Annotated in this window: 17 protein-coding genes and 1 pseudogene; 12 read left to right on the forward strand and 6 right to left on the reverse strand. The window is 60.5% G+C overall.

Features of this window, described 5'->3' with window-relative positions; genetic code table 11:
* Positions 1–155 precede the first annotated feature (155 nt).
* From ICY20_RS16135 to ICY20_RS16175, 9 genes are read left to right on the forward strand one after another with little or no spacing between them, the layout of a single operon-like run.
* Positions 156–1,394, forward strand: coding sequence for an urea ABC transporter substrate-binding protein (locus tag ICY20_RS16135; protein WP_122486353.1), 1,239 nt, complete (start codon positions 156–158; stop codon positions 1,392–1,394).
* Between the two features lie 10 nt (positions 1,395–1,404).
* Positions 1,405–2,274 (forward strand): ABC transporter permease subunit, encoded by an 870-nt coding sequence (locus ICY20_RS16140; protein WP_159962576.1) that lies wholly within the window; start codon positions 1,405–1,407, stop codon positions 2,272–2,274.
* On the forward strand, positions 2,274–3,299 hold the full coding sequence (locus tag ICY20_RS16145) for an ABC transporter permease subunit (protein WP_159962577.1): 1,026 nt from the start codon (positions 2,274–2,276) through the stop codon (positions 3,297–3,299). The genes ICY20_RS16140 and ICY20_RS16145 overlap by 1 nt, the downstream gene beginning before the upstream one ends.
* A complete protein-coding gene (locus ICY20_RS16150; RefSeq protein ID WP_194937969.1) occupies positions 3,296–4,018 on the forward strand; it encodes an ATP-binding cassette domain-containing protein in 723 nt (240 codons plus the stop codon). Before ICY20_RS16145 ends, ICY20_RS16150 begins: the two co-directional genes overlap by 4 nt.
* Positions 4,011–4,715, forward strand: a complete 705-nt coding sequence (locus ICY20_RS16155; protein ID WP_159962579.1) for an ABC transporter ATP-binding protein — start codon at positions 4,011–4,013, stop codon at positions 4,713–4,715. The genes ICY20_RS16150 and ICY20_RS16155 overlap by 8 nt, the downstream gene beginning before the upstream one ends.
* A 10-nt stretch (positions 4,716–4,725) precedes the next feature.
* Positions 4,726–6,240, forward strand: a complete 1,515-nt coding sequence (locus ICY20_RS16160) for an amidase (RefSeq protein WP_194937970.1) — start codon at positions 4,726–4,728, stop codon at positions 6,238–6,240.
* Positions 6,237–7,361, forward strand: coding sequence for a transporter substrate-binding domain-containing protein (locus tag ICY20_RS16165; protein WP_159962581.1), 1,125 nt, complete (start codon positions 6,237–6,239; stop codon positions 7,359–7,361). Before ICY20_RS16160 ends, ICY20_RS16165 begins: the two co-directional genes overlap by 4 nt.
* Positions 7,358–7,966 carry an ANTAR domain-containing response regulator gene (locus tag ICY20_RS16170; RefSeq protein WP_194937971.1) on the forward strand — a complete coding sequence of 203 codons (609 nt, stop codon included), beginning with the start codon at positions 7,358–7,360 and terminating at the stop codon, positions 7,964–7,966. The genes ICY20_RS16165 and ICY20_RS16170 overlap by 4 nt, the downstream gene beginning before the upstream one ends.
* Positions 7,967–8,004: 38 nt before the next feature.
* Positions 8,005–9,156 (forward strand): iron-containing alcohol dehydrogenase, encoded by a 1,152-nt coding sequence (locus ICY20_RS16175; protein WP_194937972.1) that lies wholly within the window; start codon positions 8,005–8,007, stop codon positions 9,154–9,156.
* A gap of 243 nt (positions 9,157–9,399) precedes the next feature.
* Here ICY20_RS16175 and gbdR read toward each other — a convergent pair whose 3' ends face one another.
* Both gbdR and gabP read right to left on the reverse strand, forming a co-directional pair.
* Positions 9,400–10,473, reverse strand: a complete 1,074-nt coding sequence (gbdR, locus tag ICY20_RS16180; RefSeq protein WP_194937973.1) for a choline metabolism transcriptional regulator GbdR — start codon at positions 10,471–10,473, stop codon at positions 9,400–9,402.
* Positions 10,470–11,879, reverse strand: a complete 1,410-nt coding sequence (gabP, locus tag ICY20_RS16185; protein ID WP_159962585.1) for a GABA permease — start codon at positions 11,877–11,879, stop codon at positions 10,470–10,472. Before gabP ends, gbdR begins: the two co-directional genes overlap by 4 nt.
* A gap of 269 nt (positions 11,880–12,148) precedes the next feature.
* On the opposite strand from gabP, the gene ICY20_RS16190 reads away from it, so the two are divergent.
* The 3 genes and pseudogenes from ICY20_RS16190 to ICY20_RS16200 all read left to right on the forward strand — a co-directional run bounded on the left by ICY20_RS16190 (position 12,149) and on the right by ICY20_RS16200 (position 13,483).
* Positions 12,149–12,394: a type II toxin-antitoxin system ParD family antitoxin gene (locus ICY20_RS16190; protein WP_194937974.1), complete on the forward strand. Its 246-nt coding sequence runs from the start codon at positions 12,149–12,151 to the stop codon at positions 12,392–12,394.
* Positions 12,387–12,678 (forward strand): annotated as a pseudogene (locus tag ICY20_RS16195) (type II toxin-antitoxin system RelE/ParE family toxin). The gene ICY20_RS16190 and the pseudogene ICY20_RS16195 overlap by 8 nt, the downstream one beginning before the upstream one ends.
* Before the next feature lie 214 nt (positions 12,679–12,892).
* The gene (locus ICY20_RS16200; protein ID WP_194937975.1) at positions 12,893–13,483 is read left to right on the forward strand and encodes a glutathione S-transferase family protein; all 591 of its coding nucleotides are present in this window, start codon (positions 12,893–12,895) and stop codon (positions 13,481–13,483) included.
* On the opposite strand, the gene ICY20_RS16205 is transcribed toward ICY20_RS16200, so the two are convergent.
* The 4 genes from ICY20_RS16205 to galB form a co-directional block, all read right to left on the reverse strand.
* Positions 13,464–16,985 (reverse strand): NACHT domain-containing protein, encoded by a 3,522-nt coding sequence (locus ICY20_RS16205; protein ID WP_194937976.1) that lies wholly within the window; start codon positions 16,983–16,985, stop codon positions 13,464–13,466. The two genes, ICY20_RS16200 and ICY20_RS16205, sit on opposite strands and share 20 nt — an antisense overlap.
* 95 nt (positions 16,986–17,080) lie before the next feature.
* Positions 17,081–18,136 carry a 4-oxalomesaconate tautomerase gene (locus ICY20_RS16210; protein WP_194937977.1) on the reverse strand — a complete coding sequence of 352 codons (1,056 nt, stop codon included), beginning with the start codon at positions 18,134–18,136 and terminating at the stop codon, positions 17,081–17,083.
* On the reverse strand, positions 18,133–18,843 hold the full coding sequence (locus ICY20_RS16215) for a 4-carboxy-4-hydroxy-2-oxoadipate aldolase/oxaloacetate decarboxylase (protein ID WP_194937978.1): 711 nt from the start codon (positions 18,841–18,843) through the stop codon (positions 18,133–18,135). The genes ICY20_RS16210 and ICY20_RS16215 overlap by 4 nt, the downstream gene beginning before the upstream one ends.
* Positions 18,840–19,574, reverse strand: coding sequence for a 4-oxalmesaconate hydratase (galB, locus tag ICY20_RS16220; RefSeq protein WP_194937979.1), 735 nt, complete (start codon positions 19,572–19,574; stop codon positions 18,840–18,842). Before galB ends, ICY20_RS16215 begins: the two co-directional genes overlap by 4 nt.
* Positions 19,575–19,703: the final 129 nt, after the last annotated feature.

A 19,703-nucleotide genomic window follows, 5' to 3' on the forward strand; every position in this document is an offset into this window, starting at 1 on the left:
CGAAACGACTCACACATTCAGCCGACAGCGTCGTCGGTATGTGAAATCAGGCCCTCCTTCCCCCGCCTGCATTTCTTCCCAGACCTTTCCTCTTCCAGCGCATCTGCCTTCAGGCAGCGGTGGACGTTTGGGCCTGGGTTCCAGGAGTCTTCCGAATGGCTATGAATCGTCGTGCTTTCCTGCGTACGTCCGCTATTTCTGCTGCTGCGTTGTCCACCTTGAGTTTGAAGAGTTTCTCGGCATTTGCTGCCGATGACGCGATCAATATCGCCTCGCTCTACGACAACTCCGGTGGCCTGGACATCTATGGCAAACCCATCGTCGACGCCCTCACCTTCGCGGTCGAAGAACTCAACGGCGCTGGCGGCCTGCTCGGTCGCCCGCTCAACCTGATCAAGTACGACACCCAGTCGAACATGCAGCTCTACGCCCAATATGCCCAGCAGGCGGCGCTCAAGGACCGTGCGGCAGTGGTGCACGCCGGTATCACCTCGGCCTCGCGGGAAGTGGTGCGCCCGGTGCTCGACCGCTACAAGACCCTGTACTTCTACAACAACCAGTACGAAGGCGGTGTGTGTGACCGCAACGTGTTTGCCACCGGCGTTACTCCCGGCCAGACCGTGGAAAAACTGGTGTCCCATGTCACTAAAAAATGGGGCAAGAAGGTCTACATCGTCGCGGCCGACTACAACTACGGACAAATCGTGACAGCGTGGGTGAAGAAATACGTCGAGCAAGCCGGTGGCGAAAGCGTGGGCATCGAGTTCTTCCCGCTGGACGTGACCAACTTCGGCGCCACCATCTCCAAGATCCAGGAAGCCAAGCCGGACTTCGTCTGGTCGGCCCTGGTGGGTGGCGCACACATGTCGTTCTACCGCCAATGGAAAGCCGCGGGCATGACCGGCAAGCTGCCGATTGCCTCCACCACCTTTGCCGGTGGCAACGAGCACATCGTGCTGTCGCCGGAGGAATGCAACGGCATCCTGATCTGCCAGAACTATGTGCAGGAACTGGCCACCCCGCAAAACCAGGCGTTCGTCGAGCGTTTCCACAAACGCTTTGGCGCCGACTACCCCTACATCACCGAACTGGCGATGGGTGCCTATCAGGGCATGATGCTGTGGGCCGAAGGTGTGCGCCAGGCTGGCACGGTGGAGCGCATGGCCGTGACCCAGGCCCTGGAAAAAGGCATCAGCCTCGACCTGCCCAGCGGCAAGGTCAGTGTCGACCCGGCCACCCACCACTGCATCCTTGACGTGCACATCGCCGAGGTGCGCGACCGTCGCCTGGAAGTGGTCGAAAGCTTTGCCCAGCAAGCGCCGTCCGACACCGCCGCAGTCTGCGACTTGGTGAAGAACCCGCGTGACGCCAAACAATACAGCATCGCGCTGTAAGGGGGCCGACATGGATTGGGCTGCTATTTTTTCCCTGCAAATCGTGGGCGCCATCGCCACGCTGGTGCTGTTGAGCATCGGCCTGGCGGTGGTGTTCGGGATGATGAAGATCATCAACCTGGCCCACGGTGAATTCATGATGCTCGGCGGTTACGTCGCCGTGCTCGCCACCCATCACCTGCATGTGCCGATCTGGATTTCGATCCTGGTGCTGGCGCCGTTGACCGTGGGGTTGTTCGGCATGCTGGTGGAGCGCCTGCTGGTGCGGCACCTGTATGGCCGCATGATCGACACCATGCTCGCCACGTGGGGCCTGAGCCTGGCCCTGACCGGCGCGGCCACCATGCTGTTTGGCAACACCACGGTGGGCATTAGCTCGCCATTGCCGGGCATCACCATCGGCGCTTATCAAACCAGCGGCTACGGGCTGTTTGTGATCGGCGTGGCCGTGGCGGTGTTGCTGGGCATGTGGGCGTTGCTGCGCTTTACCCACTTTGGACTGTGCGCCCGCGCCACCATGCAAAACGCCAAGATGGCAGCGGCGTTGGGGGCCAATCCCGGGCGCATCTACAGCCTCACGTTTGGCCTGGGCGCGGCGCTGGCCGGTTTGGGCGGTGCGGTGTTGGCGCCGCTTACCGGAGTGATTCCGACCTTGGGCGCCAGCTACATCGCCAAGGCCTTTATCACCGTGATCGGCGGCGGCAGTGCAGTGATCACCGGTACCCTGAGCGCCGCCGGTGGCTTTGGGGTGATCAGCCAGGTGGTGACGTTTTTCAGCACCCCGGTGTTCGGTGAAGTGGCATTGCTGCTGGCGGCCATTGTGTTGATCCGGGTTCTGCCCCAGGGCATTACCGGTCGTTTCTTTCGGAGGGCGTTCTGATGCCTGTTGATACTCGCACCCTGCTGCCCGTGCTCGGTTGTGTCATCGCCGCCGTGCTGGTAGCTGTCCTGCCGCAATGGCTCGACCTGTTTACCTTGCTGTCCCTGACCATCTACCTGGTGATGGCGCTGTTGGCCCTGAGCCTGGCGTTTATCTGGGGTTTCGGCGGCATCCTGTGCTTTGGCCAGGCGGCGTTTTTTGGCCTGGGGGCCTACGCCTATGCCATCGGCGTAATCAACCTCGGCGACAGCACCTGGCCGGTGTTGCTGGCCATCGCAGTACCTGCGTTGGTCGCGGCGGCCATGGGTTACTTCATGTTTTACGGCGGCATCAGCGATGTGTACCTGGGGGTGATTACCCTCGCGGTGACGCTGATTCTGTTCAATGTGATGAACTCCACGTCCGGTTCCGAGTACCACATCGGCAGCGCCTTGCTCGGTGGTTTCAACGGGATACCTGCGATCCCCACATTGAATGTGCCGTTCAACCCGGACCGTGTGCTGGAACCGGAAACCCTGTTCCAGGTGATCGGCGGCGCATTGATCCTGTGCTACCTGGGCCTGCGCGCACTGCTCGCCAGCCGTTTCGGCAAAGTCGTAGTAGCGATTCGTGAAAACGAACAGCGCGCCGGTCTGCTGGGTTATGACACGCGCCTGCACAAGCTGATCGTGTTCAGCCTCGGTGGCGGTATCGCTGGTTTGGCCGGTTGCCTGTTCGCCAACTGGGGCGCGTTTGTCAGCCCCGGTGTGTTTGGGCTGGCGCAGTCGGCGCAGATCATCATTTGGGTGATCGTCGGCGGGCGCGGCACCTTGTTCGGGCCGATCCTGGCGTGCATCGGCATCCAGGCGCTGATGGCGCGGCTGGGTGAGCAACAGCATGTGGACAGCGGCTTTGTGCTGGGTCTGATTTTGCTGGTGTTTGTGATGCTGTTGCCGCGTGGTTTGCTGCCGACGTTGAGCGGTTTTCTATCGCGTGTTTTCCAGCGTCGCCCACGATCCATGCCTGCACAGGAGCGCGCACTATGAGCCTGTTGCAAACCCAAGGCCTGGGCGTGAGCTTCGGCGGCGTGCATGCGGTAAAGGAGGTGGATTTCACCCTGGAAAGTGGCGAACTGCGCTGCCTGATCGGCCCCAATGGCGCCGGTAAAAGCACCTTTTTCAAGATGCTCAGCGGCCAGCTCAAACCCACCCGTGGTGTATGCCACTTCAAGGGCCAGCGTATTTCCGGGCTGGCGCCGCATAAAGTCGCCCAGCTCGGCATTGGCATCAAGACCCAAGCCCCCAGCGTGTTCGACGGCCTGGATGTGCTTGAGAACCTGCGCCTGGCCGCCAGCCGTCGGCAAACCCCAAGCGAAGCGCGCAACACCGCCGAACAAACCCTGGAACGCATCGGCCTCACAGAGCTGCGCACACGCCTGGTGGGCGATTTGGCCCACGGCCAACGCCAATGGGTGGAGCTGGGCATGATCCTCGCCTCGCGCCCGGAGTTGGTGCTGCTGGACGAACCGGCGGCCGGCATGACCTATCAGGAAGTGCGCAAGACCGCCGCGCTGATCAAGGAAATCAACGCCCACAGCACCGTGGTAGTGGTGGAGCACGACATGGAGTTTATCCGCCTGATCGCCGGCACCGTCACCGTGTTCAACAGAGGCGAGATCCTGGCCCAAGGCAGTTTTGCCGAAGTCACCCAAGACCCCGCCGTGCGCGAAGCCTACCTGGGCAAGCAGGAGATCAAACATGCTTGAAGTCATCGGTTTATCCGCCGGTTACGGGCGTATTCCCGTGCTGCGCGACATCCGCTTGAGCTGCACGGCCAACACCTGCGTGGGCGTACTGGGGCGCAATGGCATGGGCAAGACCACCTTGCTGCGTGCGCTGATGGGGGAAATTCCCACCATGGCTGGCAGCCTGCATTTCGATGGCGAGGACTTGAGCCGCGCCGCCGCCCACCAGCGCGCCCGCGCCGGTATCGGCTATGTGCCCCAAGGTCGGCAGATCTTCCCTTTCTTAAGCGTGCGGGAAAACCTGCGCATGGGCTGCGTGAAGGATTTTGCCAAGGCCGACGCCACCATCGAACGCATCCTCGCGTACTTCCCGCGCCTGCAACGCTTGCTCGACCAACCGGGCGGCGCGCTATCCGGCGGTGAGCAACAACTGCTGGCCCTGGCCCGCTGCCTGTGCGGCGAGCCGAACATAATCCTGCTGGACGAGCCCACCGAAGGCATCCAGCCCTCGATCTGCGATGAAATCATTGAAACCCTGCAACGCCTGCGGGTGGAGCAAAGCCTGGCGGTGATCCTGGTGGAGCAAGACATTGAATTCTTGAGTGCCTTGTCCGACCGCATCCTGATCATCGAGAACGGCCAACTGGTGGACGAGGTCGACCCGGCCCACACCAGTGCCGAGGCCATTGCCGAGCGCTTCATGGGCTTTCATGCATAAGGAACCTGCTATGTCGATTCAACGCCCTACCCTGGCCGATCTCACTGAAGTCGGTCGCAGCCTTGGCCTGGAACTGGCCGAGCCGCTGCTGGATGAATACGCACACATTCTTGAAGCCGTATGGCAGGACTACGACCGCCTCGACGCCATCGCCACCCCGCCCGCACCACAGCGCTACCCACGCGGCCCGGGCCAGGTGCCGACGGACAATCGCTACAACGCCTGGTACGTGCGCACCGATATCCAGGGCGCCGCCAGCGGCAAACTGGCCGGCAAGCGCGTGGCGCTCAAGGACAATATCTGCCTGGCCGGCGTGCCGATGATGAACGGTGCCTCGACCCTGCACGGCTATGTGCCGGACCTCGACGCCACCGTGGCCACCCGCGTGCTGGATGCTGGCGGGCAGATCCTCGGCAAGGCCCATTGCGAGTTTTTCTGCGTGTCGGGCAGTAGTCACACCAACGCCACCGGCGCGGTGCACAACCCGCGTAATCCGGGGCATTCCACCGGGGGCTCGTCGTCGGGCTGCGCGGCGTTGATCGCCGCTGGCGAGGTGGACCTGGGCATCGGCACCGACCAAGGTGGCTCGGTGCGTATCCCGGCGGCCTATTCCGGCATCTATGGTATGAAACCGACCCACGGGCTGATCCCCTACACCGGCATCATGCCCATCGAAATGACCCTGGACCACGCCGGGATCATGAGCGCCAACCTGGCCGATAACGCCCTGCTACTGGAGGTGCTGGCTGGCGCCGACGGGCTCGACCCTCGCCAGGATCGCGTCGTGCCTACCGAGGCCTATACCCAGGCATTGGGCAAGGGCTGCAAGGGCTTGCGAATCGGGGTGGTGCGCGAAGGCTTCGGCCACGCCAACTCCGAGGCGGATGTGGATGCGGCGGTGCGGCGTGCTGCGGCGATGTTCGAAGACCTCGGCGCCAGGGTCGAGGACATCTCGATTCCGCTGCACGCCCTGGGCCACGCGATCTGGACGCCGATTGCGGTAGAAGGCACCACCCAATTGCTGCGCGGCTACAATTACGGCTCGAACTGGAAAGGCCTGTACGTGGAAAGCCTGATGCGCGCCCAACAAGATTGGCAGAGTAAGGCCGAGCAATTCCCCCACGACCTGAAAACCTGCCTGCTGGCCGGTGAGTATGCCTACCAGCGCTTTGGCGGCCAGTACTACGCCAAGGCCCAGAATGCCGCCCGGCAACTGCGTGCGGCTTACGAACAGCACTTGCAGGATTTCGACGTGTTGCTGATGCCCACCGTGCCGCTCACGGCGCCCAAACTGCCCACCGCAAATGCCTCGCCCAGCGAGTGGGTACAACGGGCCCTGGAAATGAACGCCAACACCGCGCCGTTCGACGTGACCGGCCACCCTGCCCTGTCGATCCCCTGCGGGCTTGCCAGTGGCCTGCCAGTAGGCATGATGCTGGTAGCGCAGGACTACGACGAAGCCATGCTGTATCAGGTAGCGCACGCGTTCGAACAACATATCGACTGGGAAAGCCTGACGTCATGAGCACCCCCGACTACAAAGTCGGCCTGTTGTTTTCCGAGAGCAGCCTCACCGCTGCCTCGGAGACCACCCAGGCCAATGCCACCCACCTGGCCATCGCCGAGGTCAACGACGCGGGCGGCATCCATGGCCGGTTGCTGGTGCCGGTAGATGGCCACCCCGGCGCCGAACCTGCGGACTATCGCGACAGCGCCGTGCGCCTGTGTGACGAACACCAAGTGCAGGTGCTGTTCGGCACCCACATGTCGAGCACCCGCAAAACCGTGCTGCCGGTGGTCGAGAGCCGTCGCCGCTTGCTGTTCTACCCCACGCTCTATGAGGGGTTTGAATACTCGCCGTGGTGTTATTACACCGGTTCCGCACCGAACCAGAACTCGGTGCAACTGGCGCGGTATGTACTGGAACACTTCGGCAACCGCGTGCTGTTTGTTGGGGGCTCGTACGTGTACCCGTTCGAGTCCAACCGCATCATGCGCGAGCTGTTCGAACAGGCCGGCGGCGAAGTGGTGGATGAAATCTACCTGCCCTTCCACGCCACCGCCGAGGACTTCGAACGGGTGATGCAACAGGCGCGCGCCACGGCGCCGGATGCGATCTACTCGACCATCGTCGGCAGCGATATCCCGGCGCTGCACCGGGCCTATCGACAGGCCGGTTTCGACCCGGCGCGCATGCCCATCGTTAGCCTCGCTACCAACGAGGTGGATGTGTTGCGCATGAGCGCGGAGGAAGCCGAGGGGCACGTGTCGGCGGCGCCGTGGTTTTCCACTTTGCAGACGCCCGCCAGCCAAGCCTTCGTGGCGCGCTACCGGGCACGTTTTGGTGATGAGGCACCGCTGACAGCGGGGGCCGAGGCCGCGTATTTCCAGGTGCATCTGTTTGCCGAAGCGGCGCGGCGCGCGCAGGGTTCATCCGTCGAAGCGCTGCGCCAGGCCTTGGCCGGCGCGCAGTTCGACGCCCCCCAGGGCCGCGTGCAAATTGACGCAGACACCCAACACACCTGGCTGTGGCCACGCATCGCCCGCCTCGATCATCAGCGCCGTTTCGAGCTGGTAGTGCACAGCGAGCAACCGGTGAAACCCAGCCCCTATATGGTCGACTACCAACTGGAAGCGCAGCCATGAGCGGCAGCAGCGCACCTTCGTTGCTGCGCGAACTCAAGGGCCTGCGCGTGCTGGTGATCCACCCGGTGGACGCTGAAGCCCGCGTGGTACTGGACCAGTTGCAGCGCATCGGGTGCATCGTCGAGCAATGCTGGCCGGTGCCTGCGCACTTGCCAGAGCACACCGACGTGGTGCTGCTGGCCGTGGAACTCAGCCAGCGCCAGAACACCCAGGCGCTGGTGGAAGGCCTCAGCGAACAAGCGCCGCCGATCATCGCCGTGGTCGGCTATGAAAACCCCTCGATGCTGCAACTGGTACTGGAAACCCAGCCGGCTGCCGTCATCGAGCGCCCGCTACGGCCGTTTGGCCTGCTGACCCAGTTGCTGATGGCTCGCGCTGCCTGGCGCGCACGCATCGACATGCTGGCGCAACTGCGCAAATTACAAACCCGGCAACCGGCGGTGTCCAAGATATCCATGGCCAAGGCCTTGCTCATGGCTCGCCATCGTATCGGTGAAAACGACGCCCATCGCCGCCTGCAACGCGATGCCATGGCCAGCCGCAGCAGCATGGAAGCGGTGGCCCAGGCTATTATCGAAGCCGGCCTGCCCCCTCAACCCGAATAAGCACCCCGGTGCATCCAAGAATACGTAGAGGTTCTTTAATGCAAGCTTTCAATTTCAGCACCACCGCCCACCTGATCTGCGCCAGCGGCGCCGCCGCCCAACTCGCCGAACACTGCGCCGCCCGTGGCGCGCGTAACGTCTTGCTGGTGACCGACGCCGGCATCCTGCGCCACAACCTGCTGGATTCGGTGTTGCCCGGCTTCACCGCCGCCGATATCAACGTGCAGGTGTACAGCGAAGTCCTCGCTGACCCCGCCGAAGAACTGGTGCTGGCCGCCACCGCCCAGGCTCGCGAAATGGCTGCCGACCTGATCATCGGCTTCGGTGGCGGCAGCTCCATGGACACCGCCAAGCTGGTCGCCTACCTCGCACACCCCGAGCAACGCCAGGGCCTGAGCGATATCTACGGCGTCAACCAGGCCAGCGGCACCCGCTTGCCGCTGATCCAAGTGCCGACCACCGCTGGCACCGGCTCGGAAGTCACGCCGATTTCCATTGTCACCACGGCCACCGGCAAATCCGGCGTGGTGTCGCCACAGTTGCTGCCGGACCTGGCGATTCTTGATGCGCAACTGACCGTCGGCCTGCCCGGCCCGGTCACTGCCGCCACCGGTATCGATGCGATGGTGCACGCCATTGAGGCCTACACCAGCAAGCTGCGTAAAAACCCGATCTCCGACCTGCTGGCCCGCGAAGCCTTGCGCCTGCTCAGTGCCAACCTTGAGCTGGCAGTCCGCGAGCCACAGAACCTGGAGGCACGCCAGGCCATGCTGCTAGGCGCGTGCCTGGCCGGCCAGGCCTTCGCCAACGCCCCGGTGGCGGCGGTGCATGCGCTGGCGTATCCGTTGGGGATTACGTTTCACTTGCCCCATGGGCTGTCCAACGCGCTGGTGCTCAACCCGGTGTTGGCGTTCAACTTGTCCCACGCAGGCGCGCTCTATGCCGAACTCGCGCCATGCGTTTTGGGGCAACGGCTGGAAGCGGGAGATGGCGCGGCGCAGTTCATTGCCGAGATGCAGCGCATACATGCCGCCGTGGGCCTGCCGCTGCGCCTGAGAGATGCGGGCGTGACCCTGGAAAGCCTGCCCGAACTGGCTCGCAGTGCGATGCAGCAACAACGACTGTTAGTGAACAACCCGCGTGAAGTGAATGAGGCGGATGCGTTGGCGATCTACACCGCTGCGTACTAAAAGCCCGGCGTAACACAGTTCAAATGTGGGAGGGGGCTTGCCCCCGATTGCGGTGTGTCAGCACCAGATGTATTGGCTGACCCACCGCTTTCGCGAGCAAGCCCGCTCCCACATGGGACTGGTGGTGTGCTTGTTTCCTGTGCCAGGCACAAATCCAAAAGTGGGAGCTGGCTTGCCTGCGATGACGCTCTCACGGTCGACCCGTTACTTGGTCTGCCCACAGTAAAGCGCATCACGGGTTCATTACTTCAGCTGCTTGACACTGGCAAACGTCGACTCCCCCCGTGCCTGCTCCAAAGGATTCATCGGCGCTGCAACGGGCTGACGATGAATGATCGGTTTGACCACAATCGAGCGCTCACTGTCTGTCGCCGAACGCTCATCACTGGGCGGCACGCCGAAGTATTCGCGGTAGCATTTGGAGAAGTGCGGCGTGGACACAAAGCCACACAGCACCGCCAATTCCACGATTGAAATAGGCGTTTGCTTGAGCAACTGCCGCGCCCGAATCAGGCGCAAGCGCAGGTAGTAACGTGAGGGCGAACACAGCAGGTATTTCTGGAACATGCGCTCGAGCTGGCGGCGCGACAAGTCAACAAATGCCGCCAATTCATCCAGGTTGATCGGTTCTTCAAGATTGGCCTCCATCAACGCGACGATTTCCTGCAACTTCGGTTGTTGGGTGCCGAGCATGTGCTTGAGAGGGACGCGCTGATGGTCCTGTTCGTTACGAATACGCTCGTACACGAACATGTCCGAGATCGCCGCCGAGAGTTCATGCCCGTGATCGCGGCCGATCAGGTGCAGCATCATGTCCAGGGGCGCGGTGCCGCCGGAGCTGGTGAGGCGGTCACGGTCGAGGCTGAACAGGCTGGAACTGACCGTCACCCGTGGAAAAGCCTCCTGCATGGCCGCCAACCATTCCCAGTGCACGCTGCACTCGAAACCGTCGAGCAACCCGGCCCGGGCCAACACCCAACTGCCGGTACAAATGCCCCCCAGGCGCTTGGAATATCGCGCCTGGCTACGCAGCCACTTGACCAACTCAACCGTCACCGTGCCTTGGATATTGGTGCCACCGCACAAGATCACGGTATCCGCTGGCGGCACGCTGCTGATCGAACCATCCGGCGTGATGGGCACCCCGTCACTGGCCCACACCGGGTGGCCGTCAACGCTCGCGGTGTGCCAGCGATACAATTCCTGCCCCGACAGTTGGTTGGCCATGCGCAAGGGCTCCAAGGCAGAGGCCAGGGAGATCAGGGTGAACTGGTCCAGCAGCAAGAACACCAAGCTGCTGACAGGCCGCACACTCATGGCCGCGAGACTGCAGGCACCGACTTCGGCGCACCCTCGGGATGCCGCGCGGTGATCAACCCGATGAAGGAAATGATCAGGGCCAGGCCAATGGTCGACGACACTTCAAAGCGGTGCTCGGGCGTTACCAACATCACCGTCAAGGCCGTGCAGATAAAGGCGATGACCAGCCAGGTCAGCCAAGGAAACAGCCACATCTTGAAGGTCAATTTGACGTTGCGGCGCAGCAGGATCTTGCGCATGCGCAGTTGGGAAACGGCGATCACCAAGTACACCAACAAGGCGATGGCGCCTGAGCTGGCAAGCAGGAACTGGAACAGCCCGGCCGGCATGAAGTAGCTGAGCAACGTCACGCCCGCTCCCAGGATGGTGCTGGCGATTACCGCGGCCCGGGGCACACTGGCCGCCGAGGTCTTCTTCAGCATGGCCGGTGCATCACCGCGCTTGCCCAGGGAAAACAGCATGCGCGAAGCAATATAGATCGATGAGTTCATGCAACTGGCCACGGCGATCAACACCACGACGTCCACCAGCAGCTTGGCGTGGGGAATATTCATCAATTCCAGCGCCCGCTGATACGAACCGACCGAGGCCAGCAGCGGGTCATCCCACGGCACCACCGAGATCACCACAAAGATCGACAGCACATAAAACACACCGATGCGCCACATTACCGAACGCGTTGCGCGGGCGATGTTCTGCGCCGGGTTGCTGGACTCTGCCGCCGCGATGGTGACCGCTTCAGTGCCGATAAAACTGAACATGATGGTGATAAACGCCCCCACCACCGCCGACAACCCGTTGGGTGCGAACCCGCCATGGTCCTGCATCAACTGGCTGAGCCCACTGGCCTCACGCTCAGGCACCCAGCCCATCAGCACCGCAAAGCCCACACCGATAAACCCAATGATCGCCACCACCTTGGCCATGGCAAACCAGAACTCGAACTCGCCGTACTTGGATACGCTGAACAGGTTGGTGACCACCAACAAAAAGATCGACAACAAGGCAAACAGCCAAGCGTCGATCTGCGGGAACCATTGATTGAGGATATGCCCGGCGGCCAGGGCCTCGATGGGGATCACCAGCACCCAGAACCACCAGTACAACCAACCGATGGTAAACCCGGCCCAGCGGCCGATGGCCTGGTCGGCATAGGTCGAGAACGACCCCGTGTCCGGGTTGGCCACCGCCATCTCCCCGAGCATGCGCATGACCAGCACCACCAACAGGCCGGAGAAAAAATACGCCAGCAGCACTGCCGGCCCCGCCGCCGCAATGGCATGCCCGGAGCCGACAAATAACCCCGCACCGATAATGCCGGCAATGGAAAGCATGGTGACATGGCGCGGCTTGAAGCCCTGCGCCAACTGGGCGTTGGTATCCTTCGGGGTCGGGCTATTCATTGTTTTCTTATTCTCGGTGATCGACGTAAGGCCTACTGACTGAAGAGTCAGGCGATCATCATTTTTAATGATGGGGTCACCTTACGCGGCCAGCATCGACCGAAAATAGCCTGGGTGCGGCATGGTTTGGTCTGATATCGACATATCGGCCCATTTCCTCAAATCTTCGAGCGGGTGCGCTGGCGTTATCGCCACTCATCACAGATACGCAATTTCGCACCAATAGTATGATAGCGTTATCTCGCCATTTTCTTTTCTGGGAGTTCTTCATGGCTACTGTGCGAAAAACTATCACTGTGACTGATCAGCAAGATGGCTGGATAAAAGCGCAGATCGAGGCCGGCCATTACACCAATGACAGCGAGTACATCCGGGACTTGATCCGCCGCGAACAGGAACGCAGCACTGAGGTAGAGGCCATTCGTGCAGCACTGCTTGAAGGAGAGGCCAGCGGTAAGCCGCGCCCTTTCGACGCCGAAGCCTTCAAGAAAAGGATGCTGAAGATACATGGCTGAATACCGCCTTACCCCCCGCCGCCGAGCGCGACCTCGAAGCGATCTGGGTTTATACCGCCCAGCAGTGGAGCGCAAAGCAGGCAAACCAATACATCGAAATTTTGACTACGATGTTTTCAGATTTGGCGCAGCACCCGAAAACAGCTCCCGCCTGCGACCACATTCGACTTGGCTATCGAAGACGAAGCATTGAGCAGCACATGATTTACTTTCGGATCACTGCCTATGGGATTTCGATCATCCGCATCCTTCATGACAGAATGGATGTGCCGCGCAAGCTATGACGCTATCGACACTTCACAGGATAGAAAGCGGCGATAGACCCCAACTAAAGCCAACTCAAATTTTCACGAATTCACAAAAACTCCGCGATTCCCGGATCGTTCCCCGAGTACGTCTTGTATTGACCGGATTTGCCCGCTCACTACAACCGGCCTCGCTCACCGCAGTGTCGTATCGATACCGATGCCCCAATAGCCAAAAACCCCAGGCAGCCAAATGAAACTGTTCGTAAGCCCCACCTCCCCCTTTGCACGCATCGTGCGCATATTGCTGCGGGAGAAAAACATCCCCCATGAAGAAATCATGGTCGACCCCTGGGCCTGCTCCGAGGCGTTGATGAAGGCCAACCCGGCGTGCAAGGTACCAGTGTTGGTCATCGACGATATGGCGATCAGCAACAGCCTGTGTATCGCCCAATACCTGGAAAGTGCCTACCCCGACCGAACCCTGCCACGCAGCACACCTGCCGAGCTGGCCCAGACGGCGCTGGCCTTCGAGCTGATCGAAGCGTTCGCATCCATCATCATCGGGCGCCGGTCGCTCGAGAATTTCGATGAGTCATTCGTAGGCCTGCGCCGCCGGGATACGTTGATAGAGGGCCTGACACGGCTGAACCTGAACCCGCCGCGTTACCACGGCGAGGGTGTTCCAGGCATGGCGCCTCTCGTGGTGACGGTATTGCTGGACGCGCTGCGGTTCCGGTTTGGCCGTGCCGATTGGATGCCGGATACGCCCTGGCTGGATGAGCTTTGCCAGCGGCTCAATCAGCGACCAACCTTTGGCTCAACTATTCCACTGCAACCATAGCCTCCCGTAGGTCCTTGAGCTCAACGCGCACATCCCGATCGAAATGAGTATAAAAGTTGGTGCGGCCCTCCCAGCGTTTCAACGCCTGCTCAACAAGCACTACTCGCGAAAAGTGTTCATCTTGCACCCAGACCTTGACGAGGTCGACAGCGCTGACCACGACCTCAGGGTTGGCATGAGTAAGGTAACCAAAGGTAAGGCTTTCAAGTTCATCAGTTAGAGAAGGCCGTAAACGCTCCAAACTTTGTAGGATGTAATCAGGCTGTTGGCAGTCGGAGCGCTGTAAATAACTTACAAGCAGCTCAATGGCCCGGTCAGGGCGGTTTCGCTCAATCAGCAAGCAGACCAGTCCTAAAGCTAGACCCTTGGCGTCATTTAGTAGCTTAGAAAGACTTTCCTCGCATAGCGTGATTTGCAGCAGCAGTACAGCGGCCAAGTGTTGAGCTTTCTTGGAGCCTGCGAGCAAATTACGCTTGGCATGTTCCACGTTCACTTTGGGCGTCGAGCAACCAGCTCCCCCGTTGAGGTCAACGTCCACAAGGGGCAGTTCATCGAACAGTGAGAATTGTGGCTCCGTATCGAGACGATAAAGCACTGCCCTGGCTTCTTCTGCGAGCTCAACCAGATCGAGCCCTTGGAATAGTGCGAAATCTCTCAAAGTCGAGCCGAAGCTGATAGTGTCCTCTGGTTCTTCGTCCCCAAACTCTTCATGCAGGTTGTAGTGGTCTATTTCAGCAGAAGCGATAAACGCCGCGAACTGAGGAAAGGCACCACATTGCTCCTTCGCTGCACCTCTGCAAAATGCCTGCGCCAATAGCGTTGACACGCGACGCTTACGATCTCTCAAGCGATCAAGCCCCTTAGGGTCTGGTTCAACGCTTGGAAAGAAATCAGCCCAAGTTTTAGCCGGGCCTTCAAATTTCCGCTCAATGCCCAGATCATCACGAATCGCCATAATCTGCAGCCGGAATTCTAACGATTTCTGCAGGCGTCCGTCGGCTGACAAGTCGTCCGTGAACGCCTCTATCTCCTCCTCACTGCAGGACTTGAGCGCCACCAGCGCGGCGTACTCAAGAAGCACCGCTTCATGGCGCACGCGCGTTGAGAGAATATCGTGCACGTCAAAAGGCCTACCGTGAATAGTCAACAGATCAAAAAAAGCCGGGCGGGCCAGCAAGGTCCCCGGTAACGTAATGGCACACTGCGAAGCGATACCCCAGGCGATCAGTCGAAGGGTGGGGTCAGCAGATTCAAGGTGGCGACTTACCCACGCGTCCAGGAGGCCGTTGGCCTTGGGCGCGATTTTACACAACCCAAGCCCTGCCTTTAAATGAAGCGAAGCGGATGCCGGTGGAGAGCCGTCAAGAACTTTAATGGCTGCACCGACCAACCTCTTGATTGACTCTGCACTGGCGGCGGCCTCGAACTTCGAGGACCAGAGCAAAGCATAATAAAGCGCCTCAGAGTCACCCTTTTCATGACGCACCAAAAGGTCATCTTCGAGTGAGGGGGACAAACCAAGCTCGACTGCGTAGCCCAAGACTTCCTGCCATTGCGAGTCATACACCACATCCCCCAACAATCGCGGCTGATGCTCCAACAGGTGCCTTGCAGCGAGAAACTCAGCAAAAGACAGATGTGTGAAGGTCAACAACTCTGTGCACTGATGACTCAGTTGTTCGATTAACCCTAACGCCATCCAGTGTTCGAGCGCGATATGAACCTGTTTTTTTGCCTCCGACAGAGAATAACCTTCAAAACCCAACTCACGAACGCATTGACTTTCAAGGGCGGAACGCTCGTCGGCAGGTTTTTTTCGAAGCAACCAACCGAGCGTGTTCAGTACGGTAAGGGCGGGTACTTTACTTTCAACAGTGAGTTCAGGTGGAAGCTTGTCGTAAAGCTGCAAGAACTTAATATAGAGCTCAGTCTTGCTCTCTGGCAGATCATGGTATTGAAGCAGGAGGCAGGCAGACATCCCAAGCAGCAGCGGGCTGGTGCTGATCGCTGCCGACGCGGGTGACTTGCGTAGTTGAGCCTCGGCAATTGCTTCACATTCCCGCATCGATCGACTGCCGTGCGCCGCAGCCAGCATCAGCTTCGCCAGATTGGAGGGCCCTTCCTCCTTTGCCGGAGGAATGATTTCATAGTGTGCCCACTTTTCGAGTTCGTGGGTTTCGTAACCCACACGCCTTGTGGTGATGACGGCTCGCATACCAGGGTGGCCCGACACAAACGTCCTCAGTTGACGCGCAATGGAACCGTGCTCAGTCCCGCACTCATCCAAACCATCCGCCAGCAAAACCCACCGACCCGGGTCAATCGACAAAAAAGCTTCGCGACTGAGGCCTGAATTTTCCACAGCCGTCTCAATCAATGCGAACGTGAAGGTATTGCCTTCGGCCAACACCTTGGCAACCTGTTTGAGCCGCACCGACAGCACGAAATAACCATCCACCGAGTAGCGATGTGCAAGCACTTTCAACGCCATTGTCTTGCCAAGACCCGGACCCGCGACAACGACTGCTCGTTTCTTGAAACGAGAGAGCCAATCCATGGCGAATTTATCCGAATAACGTTTAGCTTGCGCTCCATCACGATAGCGTTTCACTGCGGAGTAAACACTTTCGTCAGAAGACCTGGAGTGTTCGTATCGACAGACCTGCAAGGGCAGTCGGCTGTCCAATGGCAAGCCCTTTCTCGCGCCCGGCCAGGCAAAGTCCGAATTCTGATCTTTCACCCAATCACGATACCGTGCATACAGAGCAGCCGAGCATACCTGGGAATTCAGGGCAAACCCATTGCGAGAAAACATGTCCGCAAGTGAGTCGTTGGTCATTCGGCCGCTGAATTCCATTTCACAGCCCACTTCTTCGAGAAGCGTGGCCCAAGCTTTTTTGGATACGCCGTCCGATATCATCAACTGACCCAGGGCCCTTCGCGCGCGCTTCACATCACCGCTATTTTCTTCTGTGCCATGGAAAATCTTGATCCGAATCCGCTGGCATACAAACTCGAAAGGGATGTTCAAAGACTCAAGCCGGAGTTTCCACGTACTAAAAAGACCATCCGCTAAAAAATCCTGCCCCTTGGCCGCGCGAATAATATCCTTGGCGAGGTCGGTGCGGATCGCTTTGCTCGACTCGGGATCAACGACGAGCACACCATAGGCAAGCGTCCTCTCGTGAATTGCCTTCGCCAACGCATCCAAGGACTTCCATAGAGGCTCGGCCGCCCTTAGCCCCTTCTTCACCTGCACTTCAGCAACGAAACCGCCCTTGAACTCAATCCGAATATCATCTCCAGGGCCACCGCTCTCAGGGATGACGGCTACAGGCACAGGCGGTTCGGCGCACAGCTTTTCCAACCAGGCGAGGGGTTCCTCCTCAAGCATACAAACACAGGCATACGCCGTAGCAGCGGCCTGAAAATTCATTCCCATTGCGTTGGCCGCACCGCCAGCCCGCTTTTTTTTCTGAATCCCTGGCGCATTTCCGGACATATCGCGAGCAACTCTTCCATTCTGAAAACTGCGCAAGAGTGCCACTCAAGCAAACGGTTGCCAAGAACGTACAGATCATCGATAGAACCGGCTCGTCATACGCACACCACCCCATCAAACAACAACCGCGCCGTACGCATCAGCCCGCAGCTCACCAGTCGCCCCTCACTCAGGCGCAACTCAACCGTGAACTCGCCCGTTGGATGCTCAACCGCCAGCTGTCGCACCTCGCCCTCCCCCACACGGGCCACACCCGCCGCGACGCTGCCGTCGACCAGGCATGCGGCCGCGACGCTGACCGCACCAAACACGCCAATACTGGTGTGACAACGATGGGGGATAAAGCTACGGGTACTCAGCGCGCCGCCCTTCTGTGCCGGCGCGATCAGGCATATTTTCGGCACGTTGCGCTGGGCCACGTTCCCCAGGTTCATCAGTGGGCCGGCTTGCAGGCGGATCGACTCCAGGCGCGCTTTGAGCGGGGTGTTTGCCTCCAGTTCGGCGGGGCTTTCATCGCCGTTGCGACCCAGGTCTTCAGCGCGCAGCAACACCACCGGCATGCCGTTGTCGATGCAGGTCACTTCGATACCGTCGATCACGTCCAACGCATTGCCGGTCGGCAGCAGCGCGCCACAACTGGAGCCGGCGATGTCTTCAAACTCGACAATCAGTGGCGCGGCACACCCCGGCACGCCGTCGATACGTGCCTCACCGTCGTAGCGCACTGCGCCGTTGGCGGTGGGTACATGGGCCACCGCGATCTGCCCGGTGTTTTCCATGTAGATTCGCACCGCCGTAAGCGCCCCGGTCACCGCCACCAGGCCACGCTCGATGGCAAACGGGCCGACACCGGCGAGGATATTCCCGCAGTTCTGGCCATAATCGACACGGGGTTCGTCCACCAGTACTTGGGCAAACAGGTAGTCCACATCTGCCCCGGCGCGGGTGGACGGTTGGATGATCGCGACCTTGCTGGTCAGCGAGTCACCCCCACCAATGCCGTCGATCTGCCGCGCATCCGGTGAGCCCATGGCCGCCAGCAATAGGCGGTCACGCAGCGCAGGCTGTTCAGGCAAATCACTGGCCAAAAAATACGCGCCCTTGGACGTGCCACCGCGCATCAGCAGGCAGGGAATGCGGCTCTGGCTCATAGGTCGTCAAGGCTGTCGATGTAGCGCAAGCCTTTCTCCTCCAGGCGCCCGCGCATGGTGTAGATGTCCAGGCCGAGCTCGCCGTTGGCCAGGCGCACGGCCTTTTGCTCTTCCAGGTCGGCGCGTGCACGGCTGGCCTCGACCACCTGCGGCACCTCGGTACGGCGCACGATGACCACGCCATCGTCATCGGCCACCACCACGTCGCCGGGGTAGACCAACTGGCCGCCGCACACCAGCGGCACGTTCACCGAGCCAAGGGTCTCCTTGATCGTGCCTTGGGCGCTGACCGCCTGGGACCACACCGGGAAGCCCATGCCACGCAACGTGAGGGTGTCGCGTACACCGGCGTCGATCACCAGCGCCCGCACGCCACGGGCCTTGAGCGAGGTGGCGAGCAGGTCACCGAAATAACCGTCAGTGCACGGCGAACTCGGCGCCACCACCAGGATGTCGCCAGGGCGGCATTGCTCCACCGCCACATGGAACATCCAGTTATCGCCGGGCGCCACCAGCACGGTGATGGCCGAACCACTGATCGCGGTGCCCTGCTGGATCGGTCGGATGGCCGGGTTCAGCAGCCCCTTGCGCCCCTGAGCCTCATGGATAGTGGCAACGCCGTAACGCTGCAACTCATCCACCAGCGCCGCGTCGGCACGCGCCACGTTGCGCACCACAATGCCGGTCTTGCCGATATGTTCACTCATGCCAGGTTCTCCGTAACGCGGGGGAAAATACTCTGGTAACCCTCGCCGTAAACGATGTTGCGGCTGGAGGCGATACCGACGTTGCGCTTGGCCTGCACGCCGCGTTGCAGGGCGACGCGGGTGTAGTACTCCCACAGGTGTTCCTGGCCGGCCATGCACTGGATGGCGGCGTACTTTTTGTCCCACACATCGGTGATGTCCAGCAGCACGTCGGGGCGCCATTCGCACTGCTCGGGCTGGTGCGGTTCGAAGCTGTACACGGGCGGTGCGCCGATGATTTTCTCCCCCGGCTTGTAGCCTTCGGCCTGGGCGATGATGCGTGCTTCTTGCGCCAGGTGCATGGCCAGAGGGTGGTCGTAGTTGTAAGGATCTTTGAGGGAATGGCTGAGCACGAACTCCGGCTGCACGCGGCGGAATACGTCGGCCAGGCGGAACAAGGTGTCCTTGTCGGCGCGCATCGGGTAGTCGCCGATATCGAAGAACTCCACGCTGGCGCCGAGAATATCGGCGGCGGCTTGGGCTTCTTCGCGGCGGGCGGCCTTGACGACGGCTTCATTCATCTCGCCCTTGCGCCACAGCTTGGCCGACTCGCCGCGCTCGCCGAACGACAGGCAGACGATGTGCACGCGGTAGCCTTGCTGCGCATGCAGCGCGATGGCGCCGCCCGCACGCCAGACAAAATCGGCGGAGTGGGCGCTTACAACCAGCGCGGTTTTAGGTGATTGGGTCATTGCGGATGCTCCTCCTGCGGTTGCAATGAGCATCGCATCGGCCCGGCCAACCGAGTAATGCGTTCGAGTGTTCGAGGTATGCGTTTTTTTTATTGCCACACTTTTTATTGCCACACTAAAGGGGCACGG

Origin of the sequence: Pseudomonas pisciculturae, assembly GCF_015461805.1 — a bacterium.
GTDB classification, from domain to species: Bacteria; Pseudomonadota; Gammaproteobacteria; order Pseudomonadales; family Pseudomonadaceae; genus Aquipseudomonas; species Aquipseudomonas pisciculturae.

What these genes read in the sequence shown, in the direction of transcription:
- ICY20_RS16210 (WP_194937977.1), bottom strand. Translation starts at nt 18,136, where the DNA reads ATGAGCCAGAGCCGCATTCCCTGCCTGCTGATGCGCGGTGGCACGTCC.
- ICY20_RS16190 (WP_194937974.1), top strand. Translation starts at nt 12,149, where the DNA reads ATGGCTACTGTGCGAAAAACTATCACTGTGACTGATCAGCAAGATGGC.
- ICY20_RS16145 (WP_159962577.1), top strand. Translation starts at nt 2,274, where the DNA reads ATGCCTGTTGATACTCGCACCCTGCTGCCCGTGCTCGGTTGTGTCATC.
- ICY20_RS16160 (WP_194937970.1), top strand. Translation starts at nt 4,726, where the DNA reads ATGTCGATTCAACGCCCTACCCTGGCCGATCTCACTGAAGTCGGTCGC.
- gabP (WP_159962585.1), bottom strand. Translation starts at nt 11,879, where the DNA reads ATGAATAGCCCGACCCCGAAGGATACCAACGCCCAGTTGGCGCAGGGC.
- galB (WP_194937979.1), bottom strand. Translation starts at nt 19,574, where the DNA reads ATGACCCAATCACCTAAAACCGCGCTGGTTGTAAGCGCCCACTCCGCC.
- ICY20_RS16140 (WP_159962576.1), top strand. Translation starts at nt 1,405, where the DNA reads ATGGATTGGGCTGCTATTTTTTCCCTGCAAATCGTGGGCGCCATCGCC.
- gbdR (WP_194937973.1), bottom strand. Translation starts at nt 10,473, where the DNA reads ATGAGTGTGCGGCCTGTCAGCAGCTTGGTGTTCTTGCTGCTGGACCAG.
- ICY20_RS16175 (WP_194937972.1), top strand. Translation starts at nt 8,005, where the DNA reads ATGCAAGCTTTCAATTTCAGCACCACCGCCCACCTGATCTGCGCCAGC.
- ICY20_RS16165 (WP_159962581.1), top strand. Translation starts at nt 6,237, where the DNA reads ATGAGCACCCCCGACTACAAAGTCGGCCTGTTGTTTTCCGAGAGCAGC.
- ICY20_RS16205 (WP_194937976.1), bottom strand. Translation starts at nt 16,985, where the DNA reads ATGTCCGGAAATGCGCCAGGGATTCAGAAAAAAAAGCGGGCTGGCGGT.
- ICY20_RS16215 (WP_194937978.1), bottom strand. Translation starts at nt 18,843, where the DNA reads ATGAGTGAACATATCGGCAAGACCGGCATTGTGGTGCGCAACGTGGCG.
- ICY20_RS16135 (WP_122486353.1), top strand. Translation starts at nt 156, where the DNA reads ATGGCTATGAATCGTCGTGCTTTCCTGCGTACGTCCGCTATTTCTGCT.
- ICY20_RS16170 (WP_194937971.1), top strand. Translation starts at nt 7,358, where the DNA reads ATGAGCGGCAGCAGCGCACCTTCGTTGCTGCGCGAACTCAAGGGCCTG.
- ICY20_RS16200 (WP_194937975.1), top strand. Translation starts at nt 12,893, where the DNA reads ATGAAACTGTTCGTAAGCCCCACCTCCCCCTTTGCACGCATCGTGCGC.
- ICY20_RS16155 (WP_159962579.1), top strand. Translation starts at nt 4,011, where the DNA reads ATGCTTGAAGTCATCGGTTTATCCGCCGGTTACGGGCGTATTCCCGTG.
- ICY20_RS16150 (WP_194937969.1), top strand. Translation starts at nt 3,296, where the DNA reads ATGAGCCTGTTGCAAACCCAAGGCCTGGGCGTGAGCTTCGGCGGCGTG.